Raw genomic sequence first — 14,081 nt, forward strand, 5'->3', positions numbered from 1 at the left:
GAGCATGCACTCATTGTCTTGTTTTTGCTAAATGTTGAGGGCACAATACGCCGCCTGCAAAATCAGAGATAAACCGACGAAATTAAACGCGTCGGTTATTTTTTTGCATCGAGCAAAGTCATTCAAAAAAACCAAGAGGCCGGGCTTCGTACCGGATAGATATTTACTAAAAATCGACAGTTGTTGTCGCCGAGGATTCCACAAAAATGGGGCAATTTTTTGCTTACGCGACGGTTATCACCGTGAAAGGAGATTTCCATGTCGCTTAACGTTACTCCAAACACCTCTCGCGTAGAATTACGTAAAACGCTTACGCTGGTTCCGGTTGTCATGATGGGCCTTGCCTATATGCAGCCGATGACGCTGTTCGATACATTTGGTATCGTCTCTGGTTTAACAGACGGTCACGTGCCGACGGCTTACGCCTTCGCGCTGATCGCGATTCTGTTTACCGCACTGAGCTACGGGAAGCTGGTTCGCCGCTATCCGTCTGCGGGCTCAGCCTATACCTATGCCCAGAAATCCATTAGCCCGACCGTTGGCTTCATGGTGGGTTGGTCCTCTCTGCTCGACTACCTGTTCGCGCCGATGATCAACATTCTGCTGGCGAAAATCTATTTTGAAGCCCTGGTGCCGTCGATACCCTCGTGGATGTTCGTCGTGGCGCTGGTCGCCTTCATGACCGCCTTTAACCTGCGTAGCCTGAAATCGGTTGCCAACTTCAACACCGTTATCGTGGTGCTGCAGGTGGTGCTGATTGCGGTGATCCTCGGCATGGTTATCTTCGGTGTGTTCGGCGGTGAAGGTGCCGGTACGCTGACCAGCACCCGTCCGTTCTGGTCCGGCGATGCGCACGTGATCCCGATGATTACCGGGGCGACTATCCTGTGCTTCTCGTTCACCGGTTTTGATGGGATCAGTAACCTGTCTGAAGAAACCAAAGACGCAGAGCGCGTGATCCCGCGGGCGATTTTCCTGACGGCGCTGATTGGTGGTCTTATCTTTATCGTTTCCACCTACCTGTTGCAGCTGTACTTCCCGGATATCTCTCGTTTCAAAGATCCGGATGCATCTCAACCGGAAATCATGCTGTACGTGGCGGGTAAAACCTTCCAGGTTGGGGCGCTGATCTTCTCCACCATCACCGTTCTGGCTTCCGGCATGGCAGCACACGCCGGTGTGGCACGTCTGATGTACGTGATGGGTCGTGACGGCGTGTTCCCGAAAAGCTTCTTCGGCTATGTACACCCGAAATGGCGTACTCCGGCGATGAACATCGTTCTGGTGGGGGCTATTGCCCTGCTGGCGATTAACTTCGATCTGGTGATGGCGACGGCGCTGATTAACTTTGGTGCGCTGGTGGCGTTTACCTTCGTGAACCTGTCGGTTATCTCGCAGTTCTGGATCCGTGAGAAGCGCAACAAAACGCTGAAAGACCACTTCCAGTATCTGTTCCTGCCGATGTGTGGTGCCCTGACCGTGGGCGCGCTGTGGGTGAACCTGGAAGAGAGCTCGATGGTACTGGGTCTTATCTGGGCGGGTATCGGCCTGATTTACCTGGCCTGCGTGACTAAAAGCTTCCGCAACCCGGTTCCGCAGTACGAAGATGTAGCGTAATCGCAGCATCGCATCAGTTAAAAAAAACCGGAGACTGAGTCTCCGGTTTTTTTATGCCTCAGACAATGTCCTGTGCATACTGCCAGAGCGCTTTCAGCTGCCCCAGCTTCTCGTTATTCCCTTCATACTGACCGTACAGCATCTCGAGCTCCTGGGCGTAGGCCTGCAGGAATTCCGGGGTAAACACATTGCGACGATGCTCCAGCCAGCGCTGCTGCTCGGCTTCGTCCAGCGTGCCCGGGAAGTTGCGCGCCCGGTAGTTAAACAGCAGACGTTCGATGCGTTTATCGGCGAAGGTGATGTCCAGCGCCGGCAGGTTGCGCGGCTCGGTCTCCAGCACGATACGCATCGCGGCGCGATCGGCGTCGCTGAAAAAGCCGTTATACAGCTGGGCGTCGACGTTCTCTGACGGCACAAACGGCTCGGCGTCGGCAAAAATGGCCACCACCTTATCGCGCACCTGCGGGTTATCGCGCAGCAGCTTCAGGTTATCAAGGCAGTGCTGGCGGTTAATGCCCAGACGGTCGGCATCTTCCGGACGCAGGGTATTGCCCTGCGCCAGCACCGGGCACTTGTTGAGGTGTACCAGTTTTACCGGTACGGCGGCATCGTCACCCAGGTCGGCTTTGGCGGTGTACAGGCGCTCGCGCAGCGCATCGCTGTCGAGCTCCAGCAGCGGGGTGACGTCGCCCGCGAGATCAACCATGATCACGGCGTTACGATTTTCCGGGTGCCAGGCCAGCGGAGCGACCCAGCTGGTGTTGCCGCGCCACGCGCCAAACATGCCGGAGATATGCACCAACGGTTTCATCTGCGGCACGTCAATCAGCGCCGCCAGCTTATGCTTACCGCGATGCGACCACAGGTAGTCGAACAGGCGCGGCTGCTGGGTTTTCACCAGCTTCGCCATCGCGATGGTGGCATAGACGTCGGCCATCGCGTCGTGGGCGTTGCTGTGCTCAATGCCGTTGGCTTTGGTCAGATGCTCAAGGCGGAAGCTCGGCAGACCGTCGTCGTTCTCCGGCCAGTTGATGCCTTCCGGGCGCAGGGCGTAGCAGGCGCGCATCACGTCGAGCAGATCCCAACGGGAGTTATCGTTCTGCCAGCTCCAGGCATAGGGATCGTAAAAGTTGCGATAGAAAATATTGCGCGTGACTTCGTCATCAAAGCGGACGTTGTTGTAGCCCACTACGCAGGTTTTCGGCACGGTAAAGAGGTCGTGAATACGGCGGGCGAAGGCGGCTTCGTTCTCGCCTTTTGCCAGCGCTTCCTGCGGCGTAATGCCGGTGACCATCACCGCCTGCGGCTGCGGCAGATAGTCGTCAGCGGGCTTGCAGTAAAACACCTCTGGCTCGCCGATGATGTTGAAATCAGCATCGGTACGGATTGCCGCAAACTGCGCCGGTCGGTCCAGCGACGGGCTGATACCGAAGGTTTCGTAGTCGTGAAAGAGAAAAGTTGGCTGCGTTGCAGAATCAGACACCCGAAGCTCCATCCTGAATGAGATTGACCCGCTATGGTAAACCATCCGGCCATCACATCCGAAGTAAAAGGCGGGCTTTCTCGAGTAAATGCACAAAAAACCACGCGCGGGTAGTGGGGGCTGTCACACTTTTTTGCAATTAATTGCTGCGAAGCGGCGCGAACTTCCGTAAAAAGGTCAACGATTTTAAAACGACATTGAGGATATGCTGTTGAAACGCCGTTTGTTTATTGTCGCATCTGTATTTGCGATCGGTATCTCGTCTGCGCAGGCCGCCGACCCTATTGAGTTCACTCCTGCAGCGCCGGCGATTCAGGCCGGATCGTGGGTGTTAATGGATTACACCACGGGCCAAATTTTAAACGCCGGCAACGAACACCAGCAGCGCAACCCCGCCAGCCTGACTAAGCTGATGACGGCCTATGTCGTCGACCGCGCTATCGACAGCGGCCGTATTTCATCCAATGACATGGTCACCGTGGGCCGCGATGCGTGGGCCAAAGGCAATCCGGTCTTCGAAGGTTCCTCGCTGATGTTCCTGAAGCCGGGCGACCGTCTGACGGTGCGTGACCTGAGCCGTGGGATGATTATCGATTCCGGCAACGACGCCTGCGTGGCGCTGGCGGACTACATCGCCGGTGGCCAGCCGCAGTTCGTGAAGATGATGAACGACTACGTGAAGAAGCTGGGTCTGACCGACACCAATTTCGAAACCGTGCATGGTCTGGATGCGCCGGGCCAGCACAGCTCCGCCTACGATCTGGCGGTGCTATCCCGCGCCATTATCCACGGCGAGCCGGAAGTCTATAAGATGTACAGCGAAAAGAGCCTGACGTGGAACGGCATCACCCAGCAGAACCGTAACGGGCTGCTGTGGGATAAAACCATGAACGTCGATGGTCTGAAAACCGGGCACACTTCCGGCGCGGGCTTCAACCTGATTGCCTCAGCCGTAGACGGCAACCGCCGCCTGATTGCGGTAGTGATGGGCGCCGAAAGCCCGAAAGGGCGTGAAGAGCAGGCGCGTAAGCTCCTGCAGTGGGGCCAGCAGAACTTTTCTACCGTGCAGATCCTGACTAAAGGTAAGCAGGTGGGCCTGGAGCGTATCTGGTACGGCGATAAAGAGAAGATTTCGTTAGGCACCGACCAGGACTACTGGCTGGCGCTGCCGAAGGCGGAAATTCAGAACATTAAAGCGAAATACGTGCTCGACCGTAAAGAGCTGGAAGCGCCGATTGCCGCGAATCAGCGCGTGGGGGAAATCGAGCTTTACGATCGCGATAAAATCGTGGCCCGCTGGCCACTGGTGACGCTGGAAGGCGTTGAAAAAGGAGGCATTTTCTCCCGCTTTAGCGACTGGCTGAAGCACAAGTCCTGATCCTGATAACCACCAGGTGGTCATCGCGCCACCTGGTTCCTTCCCGCGGTTCTCAATTCTGTGAAATATCGCACATACTTCTGCTCAGACCCTGGCTACATTTTATATGTATATTTATCCAGTATCTCAACATGGGTGGAGGCACAATGAACTACAGCATCAGAGAACATGACAAGCGTACGATCGCCGGTTTTCACATGGTTGGCCCCTGGGAAGAGAAGGTCAAAGAGGGGTTTGAACAGCTGATGAAATGGGTGGATGGCAGGCAGATCCCGGCGCTCGAGTGGCTGGCGGTGTATTACGATAACCCTGAAGTCGTTCCGGCAGAAAAGCTGCGCTGCGCCACCGTTGTGGCGGTGCATGAAGATTTCGTTATTCCTGCGAACAGCGAAGGCGTGATCAAAACCGAAGTGGAAGGGGGAGAGTACGCCGTGGCGAAAGCGCGGGTCACTAACTTTGATTTCTCCACCCCGTGGTACCAGTTCTTCGAAAGCCTGCTGAAAGACGAAGACTGGCAGTGCGCGCCGAAACCCTGCTTTGAAGTGTACCTGAACGACGGCAACCAGGATGGCTTCTGGGACATTGAAATGTACGTCGCCGTAGAGCGCAAGGCCGGGTAGCATTTTTTTGACCCTGCAATGGGCAAGGTTTTTGGCAGTCATGTGATGCGTTCAGCAGAAAACCCGTTACAATTGTGCTTTCTACAGCTTGCCGGAGTGCGGGTGTGCGTGCTGACAAATCCCTGAGTCCTTTTGAGATTCGGCTATACCGCCATTACCGTGTGGTTCACGGGGTGCGGATAGCCCTGGCGTTTATACTGACCTTTCTTCTTGTCCGCTGGTTCGATATCCCGGAAGGCACCTGGCCGCTCATTACCCTGGTGGTGGTGATGGGGCCTATCTCCTTCTGGGGCAACGTGGTGCCGCGTGCGTTCGAACGCATTGGCGGCACCATCCTCGGCTCCGCGCTGGGCCTGGTGGCGCTGAAGCTGGAGCTGATGTCTTTACCGCTGATGCTTATCTGGTGCGCCGCCGCCATGTTCCTCTGCGGCTGGCTGGCGCTCGGGAAGAAGCCCTATCAGGCGTTGCTTATCGGTATCACCCTCGCGGTAGTGGTCGGCGCACCGCCGGGGGATTTAACCACCGCGCTGTGGCGAAGCGGTGACGTTATCTTCGGCTCGCTGCTGGCCATGCTGTTCACCGGGGTCTTTCCGCAGCGAGCGTTTCTGCACTGGCGCATTCAGATGGCGAGCTTCGTCACCCAGTACAACCGCCTCTATCAGGCGAGCGTGTCGCCCAACCTGGTCGAGCGCCCGCGTATCGACAAACACCTGCAGAAAATGCTCGGTGAAGTGGTGAAGATGCGCGGCTTTATTACGCCCGCCAGCAAAGAAACGCATATCCAGAAGGCCATTTTCGAAGGCATTCAGACCGTCAGCCGTAACCTGGTGTGTATGCTCGAGCTGCAAATCAACGCCCACTGGGCCTCGCGCGCCAGCCACTTCGTGATGCTGAACGCCCACACGCTGCGCGACACGCAGCAGATGACTCAGCAAACCCTACTGACCATCGCTCATGCGCTGTACGAGGGCAACCCGCAGCCGATCCTTGCGAATACCGAAAAACTTAACGACATCGTCGCCGAGCTGCGCCAACTGATGCAGGAGTACCAGGGAGAGAAACTGTCGGAGACGCCCATTCACGGCTACGTGTGGCTCAGCATGGAGCTGGCACGCCAGCTTGAGCTGCTGTCGCATCTGATTTGCCGGGCATTGCGCAAATAAAAGACTAATGAGCTGGCTTTTACGCCAGGTTGTTTCGATTCAGCAGCATTTAGGGTTATGATGGGCCCAAAGCAAAAACCATTGTCATCAGCGATTGCTATGCGTAATGTAGCCCGATAGCAGCCGCTTTAACGAATCCGAAGCTCAAAAATCAGGGGTGTAAAAATGGAAACAACTAAGCCGTCGTTCCAGGACGTACTGGAGTTTGTTCGTCTGTTCCGCCGCAAAAACAAGCTGCAGCGTGAAATTCAGGACGTTGAGAAAAAGATCCGTGACAACCAGAAACGCGTTCTGCTGCTCGACAACCTGAGTGATTACATCAAGCCGGGCATGAGCGTTGAAGCCATTCAGGGCATCATCGCCAGCATGAAGACCGACTACGAAGACCGCGTTGATGACTACATCATCAAAAACGCCGAGCTCTCCAAAGAGCGTCGCGACATCTCTAAAAAGCTGAAAGTGATGGGCGAAAACAAAGCTGAATAATGCATGACGGCGGTGAGAGTCTCCCTCTCACCGTTTTCTTTTTTCTTGTTACCTTTCTTGTCAAAATCCTGCACAAATCATAGGAATACCGTTTCCGCTTATTTATCATAGCGCTCATTCATGCGCTTTCGATTCGGTGGGTCAATACGGTGAAACAAAAACCACAGGTGTTATCCGTCATGCTGCAGGGCACGGCATCGGATGTCGGAAAAAGCGTTCTGGTCGCCGGGCTTTGCCGGATCTTTCACCAGGACGGTCTCAAATCAGCTCCTTTCAAATCACAAAACATGGCGCTCAACTCCGGCATTACCGATGACGGAAAAGAGATGGGCCGTGCACAAATCTTTCAGGCTGAAGCGGCGGGTATTCGCCCCGACGTGCGGATGAACCCTATTTTGCTGAAACCAACCACCGACCGTCAGGCGCAGGTGGTTCTGATGGGCGAAGTGGCACAGTCGATGGACGCGGTCAGCTACCATCACTACAAACCGCAGCTGCGTGAAACGATCCTCGGCGCATGGCGCAGCCTGGCGGAAGCGTTTGACGTGCTGGTGCTGGAAGGCGCGGGCAGCCCGGCGGAAATCAACCTGCGCGATCGCGATATCGTCAATATGGGCATGGCGGAGATGGCCGAATGCCCGGTTATTCTGGTCGCTGACATCGATAAGGGCGGGGTGTTTGCCTCGATTTACGGCACCCTGGCGCTGCTGCAGGAGAGCGAGCGCTGGCGGGTGAAGGGCGTCATCATCAACAAATTCCGCGGTGACGTGTCGCTGCTGCAGTCGGGCCTTGAGCAGATTGAATCGCTCACCGGTGTCCCGGTGCTGGGGGTCATGCCGTGGCTTAACGTCGATCTCGAAGAAGAGGACGGCGTGGCGCTGCAGTATCGCCGGGCGCGGCTGTCGCCGGAGGCCTCGGTGAATATCGCGGTGGTTGAATTCCCGCATATCGCCAACTTCACCGATTTCAACCCGCTCAGCGCCCAGCCGGGCGTTAACGTTCACTACGTGCGCCACCCGGAGGCGCTGGCGGACTGCGACCTGATTATCCTGCCCGGCAGTAAAAACACGCTCGGCGATCTCGACTGGCTGCGTCAGACGGCGATGGCGCAGGCGGTGCTGGAAGCGCACCGCTGCGGCGTGCCGGTGATCGGCGTTTGCGGCGGCTATCAGATGATGGGTGATGTGATTTTCGATGAAATAGAGTCCGGGATGGGGCGCCAGTCCGGGCTTGGGCTGCTCAATGCCACCACCCGCTTTGAAGCGGTGAAAACGACGGTGCAGACCACCGTTCAGCTCAGCGAAAACCTGCCGGGCTGGCTGGCGCCGCTGTCAGGACTTTCCCTGAACGGCTATGAAATTCACATGGGGCAAACCACTCTTCAGCCGGGCTGCCAGAAGGCGATGCAGTACGACACCGCGCTCGGGGCGGTGGACGACAGCGGGCTGGCATTCGGCACCTATCTGCACGGCCTTTTTGACAACGACGCCTTTACCGGCGGGGTGGTCAACAGCCTGCGCGCCCGCAAAGGTCTGCCACAGCAGACGGTGGTGCAGAGCTATGCCGATTATAAAGCACAGCAATTTGATGTGCTGGCGGCGGGAATGCGCGAGAATATCGATATTCAGCGAATCTATCAGATAATGCGCGAACATCAGGAACCCACAGCATGATCCTTATAACCGGCGGAGCGCGCAGCGGCAAAAGCCAGCACGCGGAATCGCTGCTGCATGACGCACGAGAAGTGATCTACATCGCCACCTCGCAGATTTACGATGATGAAATGGCGCAGCGGGTGGAGCATCACCGCGAGCGCCGCCCGGCGCACTGGCACACCGAAGAGCGCTGGCAGCACCTCGATACGATTATCACCCCACAGCGCTCTGCGGATGACGCCATCCTGCTGGAATGCGTCACCACGCTTATCACTAATATTCTGTTTGCCGAAGGCGGCGACGGCGATCCGCAGCACTGGGATTATGACGCCCTGGAGAAAGCCGTGGGGAATGAAATAGACACGCTTATCGCGCTGTGCCGGCAGTGTCCGGCGCAGGTGGTGCTGGTGACGAATGAAGTGGGAATGGGCATTGTGCCGGAGAATCGCCTGGCGCGGCATTTTCGCGATATCGCCGGGCGGATGAATCAAAAACTGGCGCAGGCGGCAGACGACGTCTGGCTGGTGGTATCAGGACTGGGAGTCAAAATAAAATGAACAGGGTTTTCTTCGCCATGTTGTCCTTTATGAGCCGTCTGCCGGTGCCACAGCGCTGGTCGCAGGGGCTGGACACGCCGGATTACGTGCGTGGTATCGTCACCTTTCCGGTTATCGGCCTGCTGCTGGGCGGCCTGAGTGGGGTGGTGTTTGTGCTGCTGAACCACTGGTGCGGCACCCCGCTGGCGGCGCTGTTTGCCGTGCTGGCGCTGGCGCTGCTGACCGGCGGCCTGCACCTCGACGGGCTGGCGGATACCTGCGACGGCGTGTTCTCCGCGCGCCCGCGCGAGCGGATGCTTGAAATTATGCGCGACAGCCGCCTTGGCACCCACGGCGGGCTGGCGCTGGTGTTTGTCCTGCTGGCGAAAGTGCTGGTGGTAAGCGAGCTTGCCCTGCGCGGCGAGAATATGCTGGCGGCGCTGGCGGCGGCCTGTGCCTGCGGGCGCGGCATGTCGGTACTTCTGATGTACGGCCAGCGTTATGCCCGGGAAGAGGGCATGGGCAACCTGTTCATCAACAAAATCAGCTTTAAACAGACGGCCATCACGCTGGCCCTTGCCGCCGTTGTCGTCATCGCGCTGCTGGGGATTAACGGTCTGACCGCGCTGTTGTTCACCTTCGTGGTGGTCTGGCTGTTCGGCCAGTGGCTCAAACGTATTCTGGGCGGACAAACGGGCGATACTCTCGGTGCAGCCATCGAAGTGGGTGAAATCGTTTTCCTGCTGGCGCTGCTCTAACAAAGGATCCTGTCGATGCAAGATTTGCACACCTTACTGAACTCGATACCCACTCCGGACCATGACGCCATGGCTCGCGCGCAGCAGCATATTGATGGCCTGCTGAAGCCCCCCGGCAGCCTTGGGCGGCTGGAGTCGCTGGCGGTACAGCTGGCGGGAATGCCGGGGCTTGGCGGCAAACCGCAGGTTGATAACAAGGCCATTCTGGTGATGTGCGCCGACCACGGCGTGTGGGATGAAGGCGTTGCCATTTCACCACAGGTGGTCACGGCTATTCAGACCGCCAACATGCTGCGACACAGCACCGGCGTGTGCGTACTGGCGGCCCAGGCGGGCGCAAAGGTGCACGTGATTGATGTGGGTATCAACGCCGATCCTATTCCCGGCGTCATCGACATGAAGATGGCACGGGGCTGCGGCAACATCGCCCGCGAACCGGCAATGACCTGCGAACAGGCGGAGTCTTTGCTGCGTTCTACCATCAACTACACCCGCGACCTGGCCGCCAGCGGCGTCACGCTGTTTGGCGTGGGCGAACTGGGAATGGCGAACACCACCCCGGCGGCGGCGGTGGTGAGCGTGCTGACCGACCACGATCCGCAGGAGGTGGTGGGCATTGGCGCCAACCTGCCGCAGAGCCAGATCTCCAACAAGGTAGCGGTGGTGCGTCGTGCCATTGCCCACAACCAGCCGAACGCCGCAGATGGCTTTGACGTGCTGGCGAAGGTGGGCGGGTTTGATCTGCTGGGAATGACCGGGGTGATGCTGGGTGCCGCCTCCTGCGGCTTGCCGGTGGTGCTTGACGGTTTCCTCTCCTACGCTTCGGCGCTGGCGGCGTGCCGGATCGCTCCGGCGGTGAAGCCGTACCTCATTCCTTCACATTTTTCTGCCGAGAAGGGCGCGCGTATTGCGCTCAACGCACTGCAGCTTGAGCCATATCTCAACATGGAGATGCGCCTTGGCGAAGGGAGCGGGGCGGCGCTGGCGATGCATATCGTCGAGGCCGCCTGCAACATGCACAACAACATGGGCACCCTGGCGGGCAGCAACATTGTGCTGCCCACGGCGTAAGGGTTAGTGGCACCACGCGGTCTGGCGGCTTTTACACTGCGGCCAGACCGGGTAAAACAGCGGCCTGCCGTCCTTCACGCTGCCGTCATAGTTCAGCAAAAAGCGCTGGGTGTCGGGGCTTAGCAGAAAATCTGCCAGCGCCCGGGCTCCGGCGCTGTTCACCCCCGGATGGCGATGCGGATTGGTTTCCATCACGATATACGGGCGGCGCATCGTCGGGTCACCGTCAACGAGGATCTCGATACGCGGATCCGGCGTCCACTTACCCAGCAGCACCGGCATCCGCCCGGTGATGATGTAAGCGTGGCGATCAGCAACCTGGCTCAGGATCCCGCGCCCGCCGGGTAAATCGTCTTTCAGCACCCAGTCACCCACCGGTCTTACCCCGGCGCGGGACCACAGGCTGTGCGCCATTTCGCGCGGCCCGACGCCCTGAAAATCTACCCACGGGCTGCGGCTGGCGGCAATTTTCGCCAGCGCCTGTGCACCGTCTTTCATCCCGCGAATCCCCGCCGGATCCTCCCTCGGCCCCCAGATAACCAGATCGTTACGCGTCCACGGGCGCATATGTATACCATGGCCGTTAGCAACCAGATCGGTCGTGATATCGCCGGAGTGCATGGTCAGCAGGTCAACTTTCCCTTCCTCCATCGCCTTCGCCAGTTTTGGCCGCTGGCCTTTCGCCACCACCTCAATACGGTATTCCGGGTGCTGCTGCTCGAAGCGGGCGCTGAGCGTCTGCCACAGATTCGAGTACATCATCCCACCGATCACCGCCACCCGAATGGGTGCAGGCGAAGTCTGCCGGGCGCTGGCAAACGAGGGGATGAGCAGGCTGGTCAGCAGCAGCGCGCCGCAGAGGTGCTTTCGATGATTCAACATGGTCCGTTCCTTTAAAAATTCATTTTTAGCTGCAACAGGTACTCGCGGCCGGGGCGCGGGAAGTTCAGCGCCTGGGCATAGTTTTCGTCGAACAGGTTATTGACGGTGAACTGCCAGGAGAGCGGCGCCCACGGCGACGGCCCGGAGAGGCTGAGACCCACGAGGGTATAGTTGTCGAGCTTCACTGGCGTCTCACTCTGGCCCTGGTACTGCACCGAATCCCGGAAGCTCTCCACCCTGACCGAAGCCGAGAGATCCAGCGGCAGACGGGTGTTCAGCGCAAGCCATGCGCTGTGGGTGGGGCGGCCCTGCAACGCCGAACGGGTGGAGTCATCGCCCTTGTTCTCCGCCTTAAGCCACGCGTAGCCGAGGCTTAAGTCGGTATCTTCAGAGATAAAATAGTGAACACCGGGCTCAATGCCCCAGAAGCGGTAATGGTCAAAATTAGTGAAGCGATCGGTCAGCGCTGATTTTTCGATATGGTGATAGACGTCGCTGACCCAGGCGCTGAGCCGAAGCTGCACACGGTTTAACAGAGCCTGCTCGACGCCGGCCTCGAAGTAGTGCGAGGTCTCAGGCACCAGCGTACTGTTGCCGTACTCGATGTCGTAAAGCTGGCTGAGATCGGGGAAGCGGATGCGCCGCGCGGCGGTAGTGAAGAGGCGCGTGTCGTGCCAGGGATACCAGTAGCCAGTAGCCTGCGCGGCGTAGTCGGTGCCCCCGGCGCGATCGTTGTGGTATAGCGCGCCGCTGAGCGTCAGGCCAAGGGTATCGTCGGGCTGGAACAGGTATTCCGCCACCCAGTCCTGCTGGCCGATACTCTGGCGGTTTTGCTGCGCGTCGCAGTCGTCGCCGTTGCAGCGCCAGCGGTCTTCCGCGAGCGTGATACCGTTGGTGAGCGTGTGCTGGCGGCTCAGCTGGTTTATCCATTGCAGATTGCTGCCGTAGCTCTCCGTACGGGTGCGTTGCTGGCGATCGGCAGATTTCCCGCGGTACTGATTATCGCGGGTTTCGTGGCTGTACCACGCGTAGCCGCGCAGGGTGTTGCTGCCCGTGAGCTGGTGGGAGAAGGTGGTCTGCACATCGTAGTGCTCCAGCGGCTCGACCCGCATATCGCTCCACGCCGGACCATTACCGCCGCCTGCACTCCCTCCGGCTTTTGCGTTACCTTTTCCGCCACCGCCACCGCCACCGCCACCGCCACCGCCACCGCCGCCGCCGCCCAGCTTATCGGGAACGCCCCAGCTGTCGTGGCGATAGTTGAGATTCAGCCCCAGGCGGGTGTCTTCGCTGACCTGCCAGTTGAGGGAGGTGGCGAGGGCGTGGTTGCGGTTATCGCTGTTGTTGCGCCGCCCGTCGCCCTGCTGCCCGCTGGGGGTAAAATCTGCTGCCATCGGAAAGCCGTCTTTGCCGTCGTAGGCGTAGCTTGCGGCATAATCCAGCGCCCCGGCGGCTCCGCTGGTGCTGGCGTTTGCGGTGTAGTGCCCGCCGTTGCCCGCGCCGACCGCGAGTGCGCTGTGCGGTTCGCCATCGCTCTGACGGGTGATGACATTAATCACGCCGCCGAAGCCGCCGGACCCGTACAGCAGCGACCCGGAGCCGCCTTTGGTGATATCGATGCGTTCAATCAGTCCCACCGGAATCAGCTGCGGATCGAACTGGCTATCCCACGCGCTGTTCTGCGGCACGCCGTTGACCAGAAAGGTGATATCCCGCGACTTATAGCCACGGATATCAAGCTGCGGAACGCCCTGACCGCCGTAGCGAAGCTGAATGCCCGGCACATGCTGCAGGGCATCGACCACCGTCAGGCTACCCTGTTGTTCCATCGTTTCGCAACTCACTGAGACCGAGGACGATGCCTGTTGCTGTGCGTTACGGTTGTCGCCGGTCACCACGATGACGTCTTCGACATCCGAAACTGCGGCGAGAGAGAGCGGGGTAAAGAGGTAAAGTGCCAGAGGCGAGAAAGCAGTGCGCATTAAGAAAACCTTTATATTTATAGTGTTAGAGTTATGAGGTACAGCGAGCACAGTTAAAGGGAAAACCGTGAACCGTTTTTTGATGAGGGTCATTTCATCGCTATATAACTAAAGATATAGCGAGGTGAGGTGATGATTTTGCGATCTGGGTGGCAGGGGCAAGGGCAGTGGCTTTATGGGAGTGGTATACATATTGATGATTATTTATGGAGTGTCATTTCTGGCTTGAATAAATAGTGAGGCTGTTTTCTTAATATGCGATCGCCATTCCGGAACAAGGTATTGTTGCAAACGATTTAGCGGGGTATCTTTTTCCCGTTCCTGCACAATCAGGAGCCGGGATTGGAACCCTGTGAATTACACTGGCGATACAAGACGCGCTGCGTCTTTTTTTGTGTCGTGCGCTTAGTTGTGCCAAATTATGGTGGGCTGAGCAGGGGCACCGTCAGG

General features: G+C 58.2%; 13 protein-coding genes. 10 read left to right on the top strand and 3 right to left on the bottom strand.

Features of this window, described 5'->3' with window-relative positions; translation table 11 throughout:
• The first annotated feature begins 206 nt into the window (after positions 1-206).
• Together yoeI and plaP are read left to right on the top strand one after the other, a co-directional pair.
• On the top strand, positions 207-269 hold the full coding sequence (gene yoeI, locus GYRE_RS24575) for a membrane protein YoeI (RefSeq protein WP_112471449.1): 63 nt from the start codon (positions 207-209) through the stop codon (positions 267-269).
• Complete coding sequence (gene plaP, locus GYRE_RS15880) at positions 259-1,617, top strand: putrescine/proton symporter PlaP (protein WP_038256546.1); 1,359 nt, start codon at positions 259-261, stop codon at positions 1,615-1,617. Before yoeI ends, plaP begins: the two co-directional genes overlap by 11 nt.
• 58 nt (positions 1,618-1,675) lie before the next feature.
• Here plaP and sbcB read toward each other — a convergent pair whose 3' ends face one another.
• The gene (gene sbcB, locus GYRE_RS15885; protein WP_087943287.1) at positions 1,676-3,112 is read right to left on the bottom strand and encodes an exodeoxyribonuclease I; all 1,437 of its coding nucleotides are present in this window, start codon (positions 3,110-3,112) and stop codon (positions 1,676-1,678) included.
• 193 nt (positions 3,113-3,305) lie between these two features.
• Between sbcB and dacD the strand changes: the two genes are divergently transcribed.
• The 8 genes from dacD to cobT all read left to right on the top strand — a co-directional run bounded on the left by dacD (position 3,306) and on the right by cobT (position 10,767).
• On the top strand, positions 3,306-4,478 hold the full coding sequence (gene dacD / locus GYRE_RS15890) for a serine-type D-Ala-D-Ala carboxypeptidase DacD (protein ID WP_006820720.1): 1,173 nt from the start codon (positions 3,306-3,308) through the stop codon (positions 4,476-4,478).
• 146 nt (positions 4,479-4,624) lie between these two features.
• Complete coding sequence (sbmC, locus tag GYRE_RS15895) at positions 4,625-5,098, top strand: DNA gyrase inhibitor SbmC (RefSeq protein WP_038256550.1); 474 nt, start codon at positions 4,625-4,627, stop codon at positions 5,096-5,098.
• Between the two features lie 104 nt (positions 5,099-5,202).
• Complete coding sequence (locus GYRE_RS15900) at positions 5,203-6,261, top strand: FUSC family protein (protein ID WP_038256553.1); 1,059 nt, start codon at positions 5,203-5,205, stop codon at positions 6,259-6,261.
• A gap of 165 nt (positions 6,262-6,426) precedes the next feature.
• A complete protein-coding gene (locus GYRE_RS15905; RefSeq protein ID WP_006820717.1) occupies positions 6,427-6,747 on the top strand; it encodes a DUF496 family protein in 321 nt (106 codons plus the stop codon).
• Between the two features lie 179 nt (positions 6,748-6,926).
• Positions 6,927-8,420 (top strand): cobyric acid synthase, encoded by a 1,494-nt coding sequence (locus GYRE_RS15910; RefSeq protein WP_038256555.1) that lies wholly within the window; start codon positions 6,927-6,929, stop codon positions 8,418-8,420.
• Positions 8,417-8,959 (top strand): bifunctional adenosylcobinamide kinase/adenosylcobinamide-phosphate guanylyltransferase, encoded by a 543-nt coding sequence (gene cobU / locus GYRE_RS15915; RefSeq protein WP_006820715.1) that lies wholly within the window; start codon positions 8,417-8,419, stop codon positions 8,957-8,959. Before GYRE_RS15910 ends, cobU begins: the two co-directional genes overlap by 4 nt.
• A complete protein-coding gene (cobS, locus tag GYRE_RS15920) occupies positions 8,956-9,696 on the top strand; it encodes an adenosylcobinamide-GDP ribazoletransferase (RefSeq protein ID WP_038256556.1) in 741 nt (246 codons plus the stop codon). The genes cobU and cobS overlap by 4 nt, the downstream gene beginning before the upstream one ends.
• A 15-nt stretch (positions 9,697-9,711) precedes the next feature.
• Positions 9,712-10,767 carry a nicotinate-nucleotide--dimethylbenzimidazole phosphoribosyltransferase gene (cobT, locus tag GYRE_RS15925; protein WP_038256557.1) on the top strand — a complete coding sequence of 352 codons (1,056 nt, stop codon included), beginning with the start codon at positions 9,712-9,714 and terminating at the stop codon, positions 10,765-10,767.
• Positions 10,768-10,770: 3 nt separating this feature from the next.
• Here cobT and GYRE_RS15930 read toward each other — a convergent pair whose 3' ends face one another.
• On the bottom strand, positions 10,771-11,649 hold the full coding sequence (locus GYRE_RS15930; protein WP_051860971.1) for an ABC transporter substrate-binding protein: 879 nt from the start codon (positions 11,647-11,649) through the stop codon (positions 10,771-10,773).
• An 11-nt stretch (positions 11,650-11,660) separates the two neighbouring features.
• Positions 11,661-13,631, bottom strand: a complete 1,971-nt coding sequence (locus GYRE_RS15935; protein WP_038256560.1) for a TonB-dependent receptor plug domain-containing protein — start codon at positions 13,629-13,631, stop codon at positions 11,661-11,663.
• Positions 13,632-14,081 lie beyond the last annotated feature (450 nt).

Source organism: Yokenella regensburgei ATCC 49455, from assembly GCF_000735455.1.
GTDB classification, from domain to species: Bacteria; Pseudomonadota; Gammaproteobacteria; order Enterobacterales; family Enterobacteriaceae; genus Yokenella; species Yokenella regensburgei.